This window comes from Streptosporangium becharense (genome assembly GCF_014204985.1).
Classification (GTDB): Bacteria; Actinomycetota; Actinomycetes; order Streptosporangiales; family Streptosporangiaceae; genus Streptosporangium; species Streptosporangium becharense.
Window position 1 is genome coordinate 5,191,494 of sequence record NZ_JACHMP010000001.1, and the last position, 17,094, is coordinate 5,208,587.

The window sequence follows — 17,094 nt, forward strand, 5'->3', positions numbered from 1 at the left end:
TGCGCGCAGTAGAACCGTGGCGGTCCCTAAGCTCTGGGGCATGCCTCAGCCCGGTCGCACGCCTTTCGCGCCGTCGTTCCCCGTCATGCTCAACACCGGCGACGGGGTGCGGATCGACGCCGCGCACACTCCGCCGCGCGGGGCGGCGGACCTCGGGATCGTCCTGGCCCACGGGTTCACCGGCTCGCTCAGGGAGCGTCCCACCCGCCGGATCACCCACGTGCTCGGCGGATTCGGCGGGGTGGTCTCCTTCGACTTCCGCGGCCACGGCCGTTCCGGGGGCGAGTCGACCGTCGGTGACCTGGAGATCCTCGATCTGGACGCCGCGGTGCGGCACGCGCGGTCGGTCGGCTATCCCAGGGTGGCGGTCGTCGGCTTCTCGATGGGCGGGGCGGTGGCCCTGCGGCACGCCGGGCTGCTGGGCGGGGTGGACGCGGTGGCGGCGGTGAGCGCCCCCGCCCGCTGGTACTACCGGGGGACCCGGCCGATGCGCCGGGTGCACTGGGCGATCGAGCGGCCGGTCGGGCGGCTGGCCGCCCGCCTGGCGAAGCGGACGCGCATCGGGAAGGACGCGTGGGACCCGGTGCCGATGGCGCCGTACGAGGCCGCCGCTCGGATCTCGCCGACGCCGCTGCTGGTCGTGCACGGCGACGCGGACACGTTCTTCCCGCTCGACCACGCGTACCAGATCCACGGCGCCGCGGCCGAGCCGAAGGAGCTGTGGGTCGAGCCCGGGTACGGCCACGCGGAGTCGGCGGCGACACCGGAGCTGATCCGCCGCATCGGACGGTGGATCCGCTCCCACGCCTGACACCCCGAAGGTGTTTACTCCTGTTGACGACAGGGACTGTTGACGACAGGGACGCGACGACGGCGATCACGACGAGGTGATCGGCACGGCGGCGGCGCGTCGGGGGCGGGAAGGGCAGTTGCGCATGCGGAGCATCTACGTGGCCGGTCTCGGGCGCGGTGATGGCAGGCAGATAGTCGAGCTGGGGCTGATGGAACTGCTCACCCGGCGGGTGGACCGGACGGGCGTGTTCCGGCCGATCACCGGCGCCGGGGAGGACCGCACGCTCGAACTCCTCAAGGCCAGATACCGCCCCGCCGCCTCGGCCACCGGGGTCAGCGCCGAGGACGCCGCGGAGATCTACGCCGAGCTGGGCGCCGAGGAGCTGATCTCCCGGCTGGTCGCCCGCTTCCACACCCTGGAGCGCGAGTGCGACGCGCTGCTGGTGCTGGGCAGTTCCTTCGACACCGACGACCTGCCGCGTGAGCTGGCGTTCAACGCCCGCCTCGCCGCCGAGTTCGGCGCCCCGGTGATCGTGGTGGTGGGTGCGCACGGCGACAGCGCCGAGGAGATCGTCACCGAGATGCGGACCGGCTACCAGGTCTTCTCCGACCTGGGCTGCACGGTGCTCGCGGTGATCGCCAACCGGGTGCCGGGGGAGGTGGCCATCGAGTGCGACCTGCCGGTGCCCTGCTACGCGATCCCGGAGAACCCCTCGCTGTCGGCGCCGACCGTCGGCCAGGTGATGCAGGCCGTGGACGCCGAGCTGCTCCAGGGCGACGAGGACGGCCTCCGCCGCGACGTGCTCGGGTTCGTCTTCGGCGGGGCGACGCTCCCGGTGTTCCTGGAGCACCTGGTGGACGGGGCACTGGTGATCACCCCGGGTGACCGGTCGGACCTGCTGCTGGTCTCGCTCGCCGCCGAGGCCGCCGGGACGGCCCGGCCGTCGGGGGTGGTGATGACGGTGGGGGAGGAGCCCCCCGACGCGGTGCGGGCGCTCACGGCCCGGCTGGCCCCGGGCGTCCCGGTGCTGACGGCCGAGGCGGACAGCTTCACCGTGGCCACGACCCTCGCGGGGCTGGAGGGACGGCTCACCCCCGACAACCCCCGCAAGATCGAGACGGCCCTGGGGCACTTCGAGACCCACGTCGACACCGAGGGCCTGGCCGACCGCATCGAGCTGGCCCGCTCCGAGCGGGTCACCCCGATGATGTTCGAGCACACCCTCCTGGAGCGGGCACGGGCGTCCCTGCGGCACATCGTCCTGCCGGAGGGTGAGGAGGACCGCATCCTGCGCGCCGCCGACGTCCTGCTGCGCCGCGGCATCGTCGACCTCACCCTGCTGGGCCGCGAGGAGGTCATCCGGCGGCGGATCGGCGACCTCGGACTGGACCTGGGGGAGGTGACCGTCGTCGACCCGCTCGTCTCGCCGCTGCGGGAGTCCTTCGCCCAGGAGTACGCCGGGCTGCGGGCACACAAGGGCATGACGATGGAGCGGGCCATGGACGTCGTCACCGACGTCAACTTCTTCGGCACGATGATGCTCCACCGCGGGCTCGTGCACGGCATGGTCTCCGGGGCCGCCCACACCACGGCCGCCACGATCCTGCCCGCCTTCCAGATCATCAAGACGGTCCCGGACACCTCGATCGTCTCGTCGGTGTTCTTCATGTGCCTGTCCGACCGGGTGCTCGTCTACGGCGACTGCGCGGTCAACCCGGTCCCGGACGCCGAGCAGCTCGCCGACATCGCGATCTCCTCGGCCCGCACCGCGAAGCGGTTCGGGGTCGAGCCGCGCGTCGCGATGCTCTCCTACTCCACCGGCGAGTCCGGCAGCGGCGCCGACGTCGACAAGGTCCGCGCGGCCACCGCCCTGGTCGCCGAGCGGGCGCCGGACCTGCTGGTGGAGGGGCCGATCCAGTACGACGCCGCGGTCGACCCCCGGGTCGCCGCCGCCAAGCTGCCCGGCTCGCAGGTCGCCGGCCGCGCCACGGTGCTGATCTTCCCGGATCTCAACACCGGCAACAACACCTACAAGGCCGTGCAGCGCTCGGCCGGGGCCGTCGCGGTCGGGCCGGTGCTGCAGGGGCTGCGCCGCCCGGTCAACGACCTGTCGCGCGGCGCGCTGGTCACCGACATCGTCAGCACCGTCGCCATCACCGCCATCCAGGCCCAGGAGGTCGCCCCGTGAACGAGTGGAGCGCGCAGGCGCGGCGGCCGGAGGGCGAGACCGGCGGGGGGAGACGGGTGAACCGCGTCCTGGTGCTGAACTCCGGCTCCTCTTCCGTGAAATATCAGCTTCTGTCGGGTGATGAGCAGTTCGCCGCGGAGACCGTGCGGCGGTCGGCGTCCGGCCTGGTCGAGCGGATCGGTGAGCCCGGCTCCCCGGTGCCCGACCACAAGGCGGCGCTGGAGGTCGTGGCCGCCCGGCTCGACGAGGCGGGCCTCGGCCTCGACTCGCCGGAGCTGACCGCGATCGGGCACCGGGTGGTGCACGGCGGCACGACCTTCACCCGGCCCACGCTGATCACGGACGAGGTGGTCGGGCGGATCGAGGAGCTCATCCCGCTCGCCCCCCTGCACAACCCGGCGAACCTGGCGGGCATCGAGGTCGTCCGGCGGCTCCGTCCCGGCCTGCCGCAGGTCGCCGTCTTCGACACCGCCTTCCACGCCACCATCCCGGAGGCCGCGGCCACGTACGCGATCGACCGCGAGGTGGCCGCGCGGCTGGGCGTGCGGCGCTACGGCTTCCACGGCACCTCCCACGCCTACGTCTCGCGCGAGGCGGCCCGGCTCGCGGGCGGGCCGGAGGCCAATGTGATCGTCCTGCACCTCGGCAACGGCGCCAGCGCCTCCGCGGTCTCCGCCGGTCGGTGCGTCGAGACCTCCATGGGCATGACCCCGCTGGAGGGGCTCGTCATGGGCACCCGCAGCGGCGATCTCGACCCGGCGGTGATCTTCCACCTCGGCCGTGCGGGCGGGATGTCCACGGACGAGATCGACGCGCTGCTCAACCGCCGCAGCGGCATGCTGGGCCTGTGCGGCGACAACGACATGCGCGCCGTGACGGCGCGGGCGGACGCCGGAGACCCGGACGCCGAGCTGGCCCTGTCGGTCTACTGCCACCGGCTCCGCAAGTACGTCGGCGCCTACTACGCGGTCCTCGGCAAGGTCGACGTCATCGCCTTCACCGGGGGAGTCGGGGAGAACTCCGCGCCGGTCAGGGAGCGGGCGCTGGCCGGGCTGGAGACCCTCGGCATCCGCCTCGACCCGGGCCGCAACGCGCGCAACGAACGGCTCGTCTCCGCCGACGGATCGGCCGTCAAGGTCGCGGTGATCCGCACGGATGAGGAGTTCGAGATCGCCCGGCAAACTCTTGCCGTCGTTTCCCGAACCAATCACGGATAACGCTCGTCTACCTCCATATGACGGGTCGAATCCGTCGGGAGAAGTCCATAGGGCGTGAACCACCGCACGCTGGTTCACGTGGGACATACTCAGGTGGCCGGGCGGTACCCAGCGTCGCGGGGGCGCGCTGGGCCGCCCGGCCCGGAGCCGGGGCGGGTGCGGCCCGGCTCCGGGCCGGAATCCGGCTCGGAGCCGGGGGCGGCGCCGGTCCGGTTCCGGGGCGGACCGGAATCCGGCTCGGCCCGGGTGCGGCGCCGGTCCGGTTCCGGGGCGGGCGTGGCGCCGGTCCGCGGTCGGGCGGGCGTGGCGGGGTGGCTCGCGGGGTGGCTCTCAGCCCAGGCGGGCGATCGACTTGTACTCCAGGTAGGCCGCCAGCCCCTCGGGGCCCAGTTCCCGGCCGATGCCGCTGCTCTTGTAGCCGCCGAAGGGCGAGCTGTTCTCGACCATGAAGAGGTTGACGCCGTAGGTGCCGGTGCGCACCCGGCGGGCCACCTCCAGGCCGCGCTCGGTGTCGGCGGTCCACACCGTTCCGGCCAGGCCGTAGTCGCTGTCGTTGGCGATCCGGACCGCGTCCTCCTCGTCCTCGTACGGGATCACCGTCAGCACCGGGCCGAAGATCTCCTCCCGGGCGATGCGCATCTCGTTGGTCGCCCCGGCGAAGACGGTCGGGGCGACGTACCAGCCGCGGTCGTGGGGACGCTCCAGGCCGCCGACGACGGGCTTGGCACCCTCGTCGATGCCGATCCTGATATAGCCCTCCACCCGCTCCTGCTGCCGCCTGGCGACCAGCGGGCCGATGCCCGTGGCGGGGTCGGACGGGTCGCCGACCGGCATGCCGCGGACCATCCCCGCGACCGCGTCCACGACCTCGTCGTAGCGGTTGCGGGAGGCCAGGATGCGGGTCTGGGCGATGCACGCCTGGCCGTTGTTCATCAGCGAGGCGATCGACAGGAATCCCATCGCGGAGGACAGGTCGCAGTCGTCCAGGATGATCGCGGCGGACTTGCCGCCGAGTTCCAGGGTGCAACGCTTGAGCTGCTCGCCGCAGATCGCCGCGATGCGGCGTCCGGCGGCGGTGGAGCCGGTGAAGGCGACCTTGTCCACGTCCGGGTGGGAGACCAGGTGCTCGCCCGCCTCGCGTCCGGCGGCGACGATGTTGACGACGCCGTCCGGGATGCCCGCCTCCTTGACCATCTCGGCCAGCAGGTACGCGTCGAGCGGGGTCTCGGGGGCGGGCTTGACCACCAGCGTGCAGCCCGCGACGAGGGCGGGGGCCAGCTTGATCATGATGACGAACTGCGGGACGTTCCACGGCACCACCGCGGCGACCACGCCGACCGGCTCGCGGCGGACGATCACCGGCCCGAAGGTGCCCGGCCGCTCCTCCTCGACGGGGAACGTCGCGCCGAGCCCGGCGTAGTACTGGAGCATGCCCAGCGGCTGGGGGGCCTGCGCCATCTGGGAGAAGGTGATCGGGCAGCCCATCTCCAGCGTGATGAGCTCGGCCATCTCCTCCTGGCGGCTCGCGTAGATCTCAGCCAGCCTGCCGACGACCGCGGCGCGCTCCGCCATCGTCATCCGGGGCCACGGCCCGTGGTCGAACGCCTGGCGGGCGGCTGCCACCGCCCGGTCCATGTCGGCGGCCGTGCCGTCGGGGACCCGGCCGACGATCTCCTCGGTGTGGGGGGAGACGACGTCGATGGTGCCGGTACCCGCGGGGGCCACCCAGTCGCCCCCGATGAAGAGCGTGTCGTGCTGGCGCATGATGTGTTGCCTCCTGCTGGGCGGGCCAGAGTCACAGTTTGAACGAATGCTTGCTTGGACAAGTGTCGTGCGCGGGGGAGGGGGCCACAACCCTTCCCGCCGATTGGAACCGAATCATGTTCTGCCTGTGATGACAAGGCCCGCGGGAGCCGGTCCGGGAGGTGTTCGGGTAATGGCTTGTGCAAGGATTGGCCGGAGTTGCTGATGTGACACAACCTCCGTTATGCGGATAAACAGCTCCAAATGGCCAGACAGTTCGTCAACGGGATGTGAGTTCCTTCGTTCCGGTGGCGGACCCCAAGATCGTCTCCTATAGTTTCGCTCCGTCCACGAGGGGGCTCTGGAGGTGAGCGAAGCGTGAGACCGGCCCGCTCGGCGATGCTGCTCGCCGTGGTCGCCGGGCTGCTCCTGTCCCCGGCCGTCGCCGGTGCCGCCCCCCTGGTCGCCGCCAGACCCGACCCCGAGGCCGAGCTGAAGAAGCTGACCCTCGAGGCCAAGAAGCTCAACGAGAGATACCGCGGCCAGGTGCAGAGCCTGGAGGAGACCCGGGTCCAGGCCAGCAAGGCCACGACCAACGCCAAGGGCCTCAAGCGGGCCCTGACCGAGGCGGAGAAGGAGATCGTCCGCTTCGCCCAGACCTCCTACATGAGCGGCCCGCTCGACAACGGCGGCCTGCTCGGCTTCCAGGGCGACGGCGCCATCGCCCTCAGCCAGGCCGCCACCATGTCCTACCTGGCCAGCCAGCGCGCCGTCCAGCTCGACCGGATCAAGGACCTCGTCAAACGGGCCAAGACCGCCGAGGAGACCGCCGACGCCAAGATCGTCAAGCTCAAGCAGGACATCGCCGACCTCAAGCGCCAGCGCGTCCGCATCGAGAAACTCCTGGCCAAGTACGGCTTCCAGACCCCCAGCGGCAGCGGCGGCCTGACCCCCCGCACCGTCACCATGCGCAACCTGGTGCTGCAGAACTTCCCCATGCCCTACGGTTACGGCTGCCTGCGTCCCGGCGACCCCGGCGACCACGGCAGCGGCCGGGCCTGCGACTTCATGATGAGCACCGGTGGCCGCGTCCCCACCGCCGAAGCCCTGGAGCGCGGCAACCGCCTCGCCCAGTGGGCCATCGACAACAGCAACCGCCTCGGCGTCATGTACATCATCTGGCAGCAGAAGTACTACGACGTGCGCACCGGCGCCGGCTGGCGGCTGATGTCCGACCGGGGCGGCAACACCGCCAACCACATCGACCACGTGCACATCTCGATGTTCTGAGCCGGTAGGTCGCTGACCTGCGGTGATCCCGTCACGAGCGGTTCCCGGGGCACATCCGGGGCACATCGGCCCGTCGCCCACGCCTCCTCGACGGCCTGCCTCACGCGGTCCTCGCCGGAGGCTGGGGCCGCTCCTGTGGTTGCCGGCATCAGGCCGATCGCTGCGTCTGCCTCAGATCAGGAAGCTGGAACAGGTGTGAGGCGTGCTTGATCAGTAGCTGGGCGACCGGCTCGGGTTTGAGATCGATCCGGGTGATACCCGCGGGTGTGAGCGGCACCTCCTCGACGAGGTAGTCGCCACGTGCCGGGTCGGCGAACTCCGGGCCGGTGCGGTGCGGGAGCCGGTCGCCGGCGACGTGGAGGGGCTGGCCGGTGATGAACGATGCGCCAGGACCCGCGAGGAGCACTATTGCGGGGCCCGCTTGGTCGGTGCGCCGAAGGTCTCTGCGGGAGGAACGGCCGTGAGTGCTCCGGCCAACTGGGGTAGGGAGGAGACGACGACCGAGTCGCCGATGGCGGCGAGGTGCTTGCGCTTGGTGTGCTGGCTGACCACGCCGATCGCCCGGGTGCCGGCGTCCGCCGCCACGAACATGCCCTGAGGGGACAGGCTGACCAGCGCGCAGTCGGACGGTTTCGTGCCCAGCGCCTTCACCGCCTGCCGGACGAGGGCCACACCGGCCGGCTCCTTTGAGGAAGGCCACCGCTGTTCGCGTCCGATGACCGGCCCTGCCAGGTGCCGCAGATCATGCGTGTCGAGGTGGGCCGCCATGGCGGCGGAGCAGGTGTCTCCCACCACGGCGACAGCTCTGCCACCGGCCTGGCAGGCCAACAGCACCTCGTGTGCCCCCGGTGTGGGTACGGCTGTCCTGGCCGCTGCGATCTCCGCGTCCCGGACGATTTCCTCGGCTTCGGTGCCGTAGGCCCAGCTGACGTGGTAGGCATACGCCAGCATCTCCAGCGGGTCGGTCACGATGGAGGTCAGGAGCGACATCCGGTGTCCCCGGGCGAAGAACCGGGCCCGGATCCTCTCGGCGATCGCGGCGGTGTCCACGCCGGCGAAGAGGTCGCAGAGCGTGCCGTCGAAGGGGAGCAGCACGGCGCGGGTGCGCTCCAGGACGCGGGCGACATGAGGACGTACCCTCGTGCTCGTCAACCGGAGCCCTCCTGATCATGGCGTCCCGGCCGATCTTATGCGTGACCGTACGGTCTCGGAAGCGTCAAGCGAGCGATGTTCGGCGACGCTGCTTGCACGATCACACGCCACCGGTCCCCGGCAACCGCCGACTACGGCAAGACTCCGCGGATCAGGCGGTCAGGTGTCGTAGGAGCCGTCCCAGGGTTCGTAGAAGCCGAGGTCGTCCGGGCAGAGTTCGGCGTGTTCGTCGCCCTCGAAGGCCTCGATGACGAGGCCGAACAGCACACCGTCGACCTCGTGGCGGAAGGGCCGGATGGCGATGTCGCCGTAGCGGGGGCCGGGAAGTGCGTTGAGCCACTGCTTCAGCCGCTCCTGCGCCGCGTCGACGGCAGCCCGGTAGTTGTCGTCGGCCCCGGTGCGCTCGATGCGGGAGCCGGAGTGGTGACCGGCGGCGTCGAAGGTGTGCAGGACGGCGTACCAGCGTTTGTGTGCCCGCCAGTCGTCGGTGTGCGTGTAACCCTCCGGGAAGGCGGCGACGACGGAGCCGAGGAACTGTCCGCCCTCCCAGTGGCCGATGGTGTCGGTGTGGTAGTCGGGTTCGTAGCTGATGGGGATGACCTCGGGGGCTGCCATGCGCGGAAGAGTAGCGATCAGGTACGACAGAGCCGTTGCACTGCACGTGATCGTGCTAACGGAAGTGCTGACACCGTCCCTGCGCGAGTGGACATCCATAGAAAGCGATCAAGCGTGAGGCGTCTGTGAGCGGGTCTTTCTGACATCTGTGGACGCCCGTGGACGATCTCGAACTGGCTACGGATCAGATGATGGCGGGCTTTCGATCCTGGGCTTTGACGGCTCTGCGGGCCGGCCCGCTCACCTCCGAGCGACATGGTGGCCGATCTCGGCAGGCGCGGGATGACCCCTCAAAGGGGTCCGGGTCAGACGCCCTCGCTGGAGCCCTGGACCGTGTAGACGGGGGCGAGGTCGACGAATATGCGGTAGTCCGTGATCAGGCCGTCGTCGCGGGTGCGCCAGATCGATACGGCTACGACGCCGGCGTCCCTGCCGTCGAGCCGCCGGTAGGTCACCTCGGTCTCGGCGATGATGTCGGCGTCCACCTGCCAGCTCCTGACGATCCGGTGCCGCAGGCCGGCGATGGTGGAGAAGAACGCCCGCAACCCGGCGGCGATGGCCTCACGTCCCGCCATGGGCTCGGCATTGCCGAACACCAGCGTGGCGTCCTCGGCCAGCAACCGCACGAACTCGCCGGGGTCGAACGAATCGACTGACTGGAAAACGCGTCGCACCACATCGTCGGTCACGCCGATCCTTCCTCACACAGCCGGGATCACTGGTGGGGACGATACGGGGCGAAGGGCGACGCGCAACTATCGCCGAGGTGGGTGTCCCATCGTCGCGAGGCTCACCGAAGATCTCCGAACCTGTGGCGCGGCGTCGTGGCCGGGCTCGGCGCGGTGGCCGTTCGGATGGTGTGAGACAGGAGGCGATCTGCAGTCGCCCTTTGTGCCGGTTGATCCTATGTCGGGCTCGACATGTCTGCCGCCCGCCGAGGAGTGAGCCGTACATGAATGATCGGCTCGATGAACCGATCGTAGACCCGGCTGTTCCGGAACCATATCGGCGGAAAATCGTCGTCATGCCCTTCCTTCTGTACGCCTCCTCCGAGCCCTCCGCGCGGAGAAGACGTTTCTACACCGTCGGTGGAGCCGTTACGGGAGTGGCCGGATTGTTCATGGCCGGCATGGCCATCAAGCTCAACTCGCCCTTTTCGGCGTCTGCGTCCTTCCTGGCGATTGTCGCCGGCGGTTTCTTCGTCAACGCCGGGCGTCCCGGCCTCGCCGAACAACTGCGATCTCGCTACGGAGACTGCTACGTACTTCCGGCGGATCTGGACGACGACACCTCGGATCTGGTCCGTCGTGCGCGGCAGGCGATCAAAAGTGTGTCCGCGTCCAGGGTGAACCGTCTGGGGTTGCTCGACTACATGGTCAACGATGTCGTCCTTCCGGAAAGACTCTGGGACATCGCCCGTCTTCTTCGTGCTCAGGAGGCACTGCGGGCGGAACAGGTCGAGGCGATGAGCGAGGTGATGACACCCGAACTGGCAGTGGTCCTCGCTCCCCAACAGGAAGCCCTGAGTCGTTCGACGGCGGCGGTCACCGATCAGGTTCTCGAACATGAGGAGTACGCCCGCCGTGTTCAGAAGGCCGGTGCGGCGCTTCAGGCTCATGAGCTGTTGAAAAGCAACGACAGGTATCGTGACCTTCTGGCCCGAACCGACGATGCCCAGGGTCTCCGGAACCTCACCGAAAACGTGGATGCGCTCGGAATCACTCTGGCGGAAAACCTGCGGGACGCGATTTCCGCAGGCCGGACCCTCACGGCCCCGAGGAACGACGCGGAGGTGTGAGTCGATCAGAACGACTTTCCCATGACCGTGATCGGACGGGAGCGCCTTCGATGGAAAACTGCTTTCATCCGGCCCCGTTCGTCGCAGTATCTCTGCTTCGGAAAGGCAGGCCGACTTACGGACCCCGTGCAGGATCCCGTCTTGCGGGATCGCAAGGACGGTGATGCCCGGGGCATGACCAATATTGTCGAGCGTGAATACCGCAGCCGTTCCTTTGATTCGCCCCCATGGCCGCGGCGGCCCATAATCGCGTCGGCAATTCTGTAACGTTTCGGTGTCGAGTGTGCCTGTGTCAGCTGCGGAGATAACCGATGGTGATATGTAGAAATTTTTGGCGACTCTCCGTCTGTGCATCGTTCTCCCAGGTGGAAGGCGCTTTTGGTGTGCGGGACGCCGGCTCGGCGTTCTTTTCGGTCACCGATCGTCGATCTTGACTGGATATGCTTTTCTCTGGCTTGATCAGGGGGCTTTTGACTCTCTCTCGTCCCCCTCTCAAGCGGAGTACGTATGTGCCCATCACCCTCCGAACGCCTTTGCGCCGCCGGGCCCCCGGTCGCCCGGTTGGCGCGCCGGCTGGTTGCACTCGGTAGCACGCTGGTCATGGCGGCCGGCCTTCTCGTCACTCTGGCGCCCGTGGCCTCGGCTGCCGACTCCACGACGTACCTCGAGGGCGTCACGAGTGCCGGTGATGTGGCCGTAGGTGGTGGCAAGGTCTTCGTCGCCGCGGACGACCGGATCGTCGTCGCGGATGCCCAGGGCACTCCCAAAGGCGCCATCACCGGCGTGTCCGGCGCGGTGGGCCTTGCTGTGACGCCGAACGGCACCCGCCTGTACGCGGCGCTGAGCGGTTCGAACGAGGTGGCGGAGATCGACACCGCCGCCCTCACCATCGTCCGGCGGATCGACGTGGCCGCGTATCCGTGCCCATCCAACCTGTCGTTGTCCGGTGACCGACTGTGGGTCGGATACGGCTGCCGCTTCATGCTGAACGGCGGTGTCCTCAGCCTCGACCTGTCGGCGACGGCACCGACGCCGGAACCGGTCGCGGGCAGCGCCAGCACGCACAGCGCCCCGTTGGTCGCCGCCGCTGGAGGCACACTGGTGATCGGTGAAACGGATATCAGTTCGGCCGACCTGATGGTGTATGACGTGAGCGTCACCCCCGCCGTCCCGCGTGGCGAAATCGACGGTCATACGCACAACCACAGCTTCCTGGACGACCTCGCCATCACGCCGGACGGCTCGATGGCCATCCCGGTGTTCGGCGGTTCTCAGTACGACGGCTGGGACACCACGAGCCTGACCAGGGTCCGTTCTTACGGTGTGAACACGGCAGACGACTTTTCCCGCGCTGTCGCGATCAGCTCGGACGGTGTCCACATCGCGGGCGGGCGGGGCGGAGGGACGAGTGTCGTGTTGTACGAGACGGCTACGGCGGCGAAGACCTACACGAACAACAGCCTGGCCGGTGACCTGGTTCCAGGGAGCCTCGTCCTCTCGGGTACCGACGTTTTCGGCGTGCTGAAGCAGTTCTCCACCGGGCGGTTCCATCTGTGGCGACTGCACGGCGTCACCCTTCCGCCGTCCACGATGACCCTGACGGCTCCGACCTCGACGACTGTCCTCGAACCGTTCACCATGACCGGCAAACTCGTGCCGGCCAACGGGTCGGCTCCGGGTGCGCAGCCGCTTACGGTGACCCGCAGGCTTCTGCACGGCACCAACCCCCGCCTGACGACGCTCGCCGGCGTGACAACCGCGGCGGACGGTACGTTCACTGTCACCGACACCCCACCCGTGGGCGAGACATTCGTATACAGGGTGGTCTGGGACGGCGGACCGGACTCTCGATGGAGCGCTGCCTCGGCGACCGTCATCGTGAACAGGCGCAAGTCGTCGCTCACCCTGTCCGGGCCTGCGTCGGGGACCGTCGGCGGACAACTCCAGTTCAGTGGTGCACTGAGCATCGCCGGCCATGCTCCCCCGCCGAATGCCGTTCTCGCGGTGGTGCGCACTGTCTCCACTGGGAGTGGCACCGATGAAACCGTGCTTCCGATGGTGTCCGCCGCCGGTGACGGGTCGTTCACCTTCGTCGACGAACCCACCGAGAGCGGCCAGTACACATACCTCGTCAGGTGGCCCGGCAACGGCGTGCTCAGCTCAGCGGGGATCGCCCACAGGGTCACGGTTCACGAATAGCCCGGGAATCTCGCGGGGGCCGGAACGTCGCCACGTTCAGCGTGAGCGACAAGCGGCGCGTCGGCGACAGGCGCGAGCCTCTCCCGCACGGGTCCCGTCAAGTGATCCTGCTGACGCGGATGCCGACAGCGGCTCCGGGAGGCTCCGGGTGACTTCGAAGATCACCCGGAGCCATGAGGCCAGGGCACCCGAGCACGAGAGGAGGTGTAGAACGCCGAGAACCGGTGAACGTCGTGAGCGCGAGGCGGCAGAACTGCCGGACAACCACCGCGGGTCGGCCGCCATGACAGATCAGATCTCGATGTTCTGAGCGGTCGGCTCTCCGACCTGCGGTGATCTCGTCGGCGGCCTCGGTGCTGCCCGTGCCGCTCATGGCTGAGCAGCCGAGGAGCGCGCGTTCACAAGCGGCCACAGTGACCACAAGTAAATCCGAAGAGCCGTCGTCATGATGTGTCTCGTGCCTTCCCGCCGGTCGGACGGAACGGTCCCGTGAAGCGTTCCGCGCTCCGGCCTGGGAGATCGCGGCTGCCGGAAGACGGCTTGAGCGGCGTGCCCCAGAGCCGAGGGGCGGGGCGGAAGGCGCGCGGTTCTGCCCGGTGGTCCACATCCGTTTGGAGATTCCTGTGAGTGAGACGCAGCTCGTTCCGCTGTCGATCCGGAGAGGTGACGGGAAGTGCCCGTTCGGCCCCGCCGCGGAGTTCGCCCGGCTGCGTGCGGAGGAGCCCGTCGTCCGGGTCGACGCGCCGTTGCCGCTGGCGGGTGAGATGCCGGTCTGGCTGGTCACCCGGTACGCCGACGTCCGGGAGGTGATGGGGGACAGCGACCGTTTCAGCAACATCCTGAACCCGGATGTCGCCCTTCCGGACTACGTCGTCGGCAACCCGAACTTCTACGACCCGCCGGAGCACACCCGGCTGCGGCGCTTCCTCGGTGGTGAGTTCACCCTCAAGCGCGTCCAGGAGATGCGGCCCCGCATCGAGGAGATCATCGAGGGCTGCCTCGACGACATGGAGCGCAGCGGGCCGCCGGCCGACCTCGTCCAGTCGTTCGCGCTTCCGGTTCCCTCGCTGGTGATCTGCGAGCTGCTCGGCGTGCCCTACGACGACCGCGCCGACTTCCAGCGCCGCACCGCCACCCTGCTCGACTACTCCCGGCCCCTCCAGGAACAGCTCGCCGCCCAGGCGGAGATGCACGGCTACATCATGGAGCTGGCCGCACGGAACCGCACCGCTCCCGGGGACAACGTGCTGGGCAGGGTGGTGCGCGAGCACGGTGACGAGCTGTCCGACCAGGAGCTGGGCGGGATCGGCGCCACCCTGCTCGTGGGAGGGCACGAGACCTCGACCCACATGCTCGCGCTGGGCACCCTGCTGCTCCTGCAGCACCCCGAGCAGGCCGCCCTGGTGCGCGACGACCCCGAGGTGGCCGGCTCCGCCGTGGAGGAGCTGATGCGCTACCTCAGCGTCGCCAGCGCCTCCCTGCCCCGGCGGGCCGTGGTGGACACGGTCGTGGGCGGGCAGGCGGTCAAGGCCGGTGAGGTCCTGGTCTGTGCTCTGCAGTCGGCCAACCGCGACGAGGCGCTGACCCCGGACCCCGACCGGTTCGACGTCACCCGCAGGCCCACGCCGCAGGTGGGCTTCGGCTTCGGCCCGCACCAGTGCCTGGGCCAGCAACTGGCCCGCCTGGAGATGCGCATCGCCTTCCCGGCGTTGCTGCGGCGCTTCCCCGGCCTGCGGTCGGCGGTGCCGCTGGAGGAGATCCCGTTCCGCCGTAACCTCCCCGTCCACGGGGTGGAGCGCCTGCCGCTGGCCTGGTGACCGACGCGAACCGGCCGTCCCGGTAGGGGAAGACCTGATCGTTCGCGTACGGGAAGACTGATCGGTCGCGTACGGGAAGATCGGCCGCGGTGCACGAAGATCTGATCAACCCCGACACGTGAGAGAAGGACCTCGTGGCTCTGAGGATCGTCGCCGACGAGGCCAGATGCGTCGGCGGCGGCCAGTGCGTCGTGGCCGCGCCAGGGGTGTTCGACCAGCGGGGCGAGGACGGTGTCGTGGTGGTGCTCGACGGGACACCCTCGGACGAGCGGCGTGACGTCGTGCTCGAGGCCGTCGTGATGTGCCCGGTCGCCGCGATCCATCTGGAGGAGACGGCGGAGTGAACGGGGGTCTGGGGCGTCCCGCGCGTCATACCGGACGTCGGGTACGACGTACCGGACGTCGGGTACGACATACCCGACGTCCGGTACGTCGTATCTGACGCTCCACGCGTCGTCCCCGAGCACACCCGCGCGTCGCGCACGGCACCCGGTACGCCGTACCCACCCCAGGTGCGCCGCGTACCCGCCCCGGGCATGGCGCGTACCCGCCCCGGGCATGGCGCGTACCCGCCCTGGGTGTGCCACGTACCCGTCTTGGGCACGTCGCGTGCCGGGTCCGGCGAACCCGTCGGTCGCCGATGTGTTCCTCTGCCGGACGACGCGCCGGACCGGGTGAGAGAAAACGAGTGACTACAAGCGAGTCCAAGTGACTTTCAAGGGTCGTTGTCATGATTTCCCTGTTCCTCCCCGGACGCTCGGGTCAATCAGTTCGGAAAGGCCTTCGTAAACCATGGTCGAGAAGAATTCGACCAACAGGTGAACGGCTTTTCGGGATCCGCCGAGCCGAAGGGTGGGGTCGGAAAAGCATGCGGTCTCGTTTGATTCGCGCTGTGCCCACCTGGAGGTTTCCATGACCGAGACACCGCCCGTCCCGCTGCCGCTGCGAAGGGGTGACGGGAAGTGCCCGTTCGGCCCCGCCGCGGAGTTCGCCCGGCTGCGTGCGGAGGAGCCCGTCGTCCGCGTCGACATGCCGCTGCTGTTGGCGGGTGAGATGCCGGTCTGGCTGGTCACCCGGTACGCCGACGTCCGGGAGGTGATGGGGGACAGCGACCGTTTCAGCAACATCCTGAACCCGGATGTCGCACGGCCGGACTACCTCGTGGGCAACCCGAACTTCTACGACCCGCCGGAGCACACCCGGCTGCGGCGCTTCCTCAGCGGCGACTTCACCCTCAAGCGCGTCCAGGAGATGCGGCCCCGCATCGAGGAGATCATCGAGGGCTGCCTCGACGACATGGAGCGCAGCGGACCACCCACCGATCTCATCCAGTCGTTCGCGCTTCCGGTTCCCTCGCTGGTGATCTGCGAACTGCTCGGCGTGCCCTACGACGACCGCGCCGACTTCCAGCGCCAGACCAACACGTTGATCGATTATTCTCTCCCCCTCCAGGAACAGCTCGCCGCCCAGATCGAGATGCACGGCTACATCACCGGGTTGGTCCGGCGGAACCGCACCGCTCCCGGGGACAACGTGCTGGGCAGGCTGGTGCGCGAGCACGGGGACGAGCTGTCCGACGAGGAACTGGGCGGGATCGGCGCCACGATGCTCGTGGGAGGGCACGAGACATCGGCCAGCATGCTGGGGCTGGGCGCCCTGTTGCTCCTGCAGCACCCCGAGCAGGCCGCCCTGGTGCGCGACGACCCCGAGGTGGCCGGCTCCGCGGTGGAGGAGTTGATGCGCTACCTGACCGTGGCGCACGCCTCCCTGCCCCGGCGGGCCGTGGTGGACACGGTCGTGGGCGGGCAGGAGGTCAAGGCCGGCGAGGTGGTGGTCTGCGCTCTGCCCTCGGCCAACCGTGACGAGGCGCTGACCGCGGATCCCGGCCGGTTCGACGTCACCCGCAGGCCCAGCCCACACGTGGGCTTCGGCTTCGGCCCGCACCAGTGCCTGGGCCAGCAACTGGCCCGCCTGGAGATGCGCATCGCCTTCCCGGCGCTGCTGCGGCGCTTCCCCGGTCTGCGTACCGCGGTTCCGCTGGAGGAGATCCCGTTCCGGACCAACGCCCCCGTTCAGGGGGTGGAGCGCCTGCCGCTGGCCTGGTGACCGGTCGGTCGGGTTTCGCCCCGGTACCGCGAGCCGATCTCTCGCCGCGTCGCCTCGGGAAAACGGCCCGGGTGGTCACCGCTCGGGTACGTTGGGGCGGATGAGGGATCGGCACGCAGAGGACGTACGGGCAGGTCGCGGCCACCAGCCGAGCAGGTGGATGACGGCCGCACGGA

14 protein-coding genes are annotated in these 17,094 nt (G+C 69.4%); 9 read left to right on the forward strand and 5 right to left on the reverse strand.

Annotated elements, in window-relative coordinates; genetic code table 11:
- Window positions 1-40 precede the first annotated feature (40 nt).
- The 3 genes from F4562_RS22805 to F4562_RS22815 all read left to right on the forward strand — a co-directional run bounded on the left by F4562_RS22805 (window position 41) and on the right by F4562_RS22815 (window position 4,198).
- Complete coding sequence (locus F4562_RS22805) at window positions 41-811, forward strand: alpha/beta hydrolase (protein ID WP_246473516.1); 771 nt, start codon at window positions 41-43, stop codon at window positions 809-811.
- Between the two features lie 124 nt (window positions 812-935).
- Window positions 936-2,981, forward strand: coding sequence for a phosphate acetyltransferase (gene pta / locus F4562_RS22810; RefSeq protein ID WP_184541236.1), 2,046 nt, complete (start codon window positions 936-938; stop codon window positions 2,979-2,981).
- Entirely contained in the window at window positions 2,978-4,198 is a 1,221-nt protein-coding gene (locus tag F4562_RS22815; protein ID WP_311733970.1) for an acetate/propionate family kinase, read from the forward strand. Before pta ends, F4562_RS22815 begins: the two co-directional genes overlap by 4 nt.
- Window positions 4,199-4,528: 330 nt before the next feature.
- Here F4562_RS22815 and F4562_RS22820 read toward each other — a convergent pair whose 3' ends face one another.
- Window positions 4,529-5,962: an aldehyde dehydrogenase gene (locus tag F4562_RS22820; protein WP_184541235.1), complete on the reverse strand. Its 1,434-nt coding sequence runs from the start codon at window positions 5,960-5,962 to the stop codon at window positions 4,529-4,531.
- A 357-nt stretch (window positions 5,963-6,319) separates the two neighbouring features.
- On the opposite strand from F4562_RS22820, the gene F4562_RS22825 reads away from it, so the two are divergent.
- On the forward strand, window positions 6,320-7,231 hold the full coding sequence (locus F4562_RS22825) for a coiled-coil domain-containing protein (protein WP_184541234.1): 912 nt from the start codon (window positions 6,320-6,322) through the stop codon (window positions 7,229-7,231).
- 148 nt (window positions 7,232-7,379) lie between these two features.
- On the opposite strand, the gene F4562_RS22830 is transcribed toward F4562_RS22825, so the two are convergent.
- The 4 genes from F4562_RS22830 to F4562_RS22845 all read right to left on the reverse strand — a co-directional run bounded on the left by F4562_RS22830 (window position 7,380) and on the right by F4562_RS22845 (window position 9,687).
- A complete protein-coding gene (locus F4562_RS22830; protein ID WP_184541233.1) occupies window positions 7,380-7,637 on the reverse strand; it encodes an NUDIX hydrolase in 258 nt (85 codons plus the stop codon).
- On the reverse strand, window positions 7,637-8,383 hold the full coding sequence (locus F4562_RS22835; RefSeq protein WP_184541232.1) for an HAD family hydrolase: 747 nt from the start codon (window positions 8,381-8,383) through the stop codon (window positions 7,637-7,639). The genes F4562_RS22830 and F4562_RS22835 overlap by 1 nt, the downstream gene beginning before the upstream one ends.
- Before the next feature lie 159 nt (window positions 8,384-8,542).
- A complete protein-coding gene (locus F4562_RS22840) occupies window positions 8,543-8,998 on the reverse strand; it encodes a hypothetical protein (protein WP_184541231.1) in 456 nt (151 codons plus the stop codon).
- 305 nt (window positions 8,999-9,303) lie between these two features.
- Window positions 9,304-9,687 (reverse strand): nuclear transport factor 2 family protein, encoded by a 384-nt coding sequence (locus tag F4562_RS22845; protein WP_184541230.1) that lies wholly within the window; start codon window positions 9,685-9,687, stop codon window positions 9,304-9,306.
- Window positions 9,688-9,950: 263 nt separating this feature from the next.
- On the opposite strand from F4562_RS22845, the gene F4562_RS22850 reads away from it, so the two are divergent.
- The 5 genes from F4562_RS22850 (at window position 9,951) to F4562_RS22870 (ending at window position 16,918) form a co-directional block, all read left to right on the forward strand.
- The gene (locus F4562_RS22850; protein WP_184541229.1) at window positions 9,951-10,796 is read left to right on the forward strand and encodes a hypothetical protein; all 846 of its coding nucleotides are present in this window, start codon (window positions 9,951-9,953) and stop codon (window positions 10,794-10,796) included.
- A gap of 600 nt (window positions 10,797-11,396) precedes the next feature.
- Window positions 11,397-12,995, forward strand: a complete 1,599-nt coding sequence (locus F4562_RS22855) for a YncE family protein (RefSeq protein ID WP_184541228.1) — start codon at window positions 11,397-11,399, stop codon at window positions 12,993-12,995.
- A gap of 623 nt (window positions 12,996-13,618) precedes the next feature.
- Entirely contained in the window at window positions 13,619-14,812 is a 1,194-nt protein-coding gene (locus tag F4562_RS22860) for a cytochrome P450 (protein WP_184541227.1), read from the forward strand.
- Window positions 14,813-14,946: 134 nt separating this feature from the next.
- Window positions 14,947-15,156 (forward strand): ferredoxin, encoded by a 210-nt coding sequence (locus tag F4562_RS22865; protein ID WP_311733969.1) that lies wholly within the window; start codon window positions 14,947-14,949, stop codon window positions 15,154-15,156.
- Window positions 15,157-15,724: 568 nt separating this feature from the next.
- Complete coding sequence (locus F4562_RS22870; protein WP_184541226.1) at window positions 15,725-16,918, forward strand: cytochrome P450; 1,194 nt, start codon at window positions 15,725-15,727, stop codon at window positions 16,916-16,918.
- The last annotated feature ends 176 nt before the right edge of the window (window positions 16,919-17,094 follow it).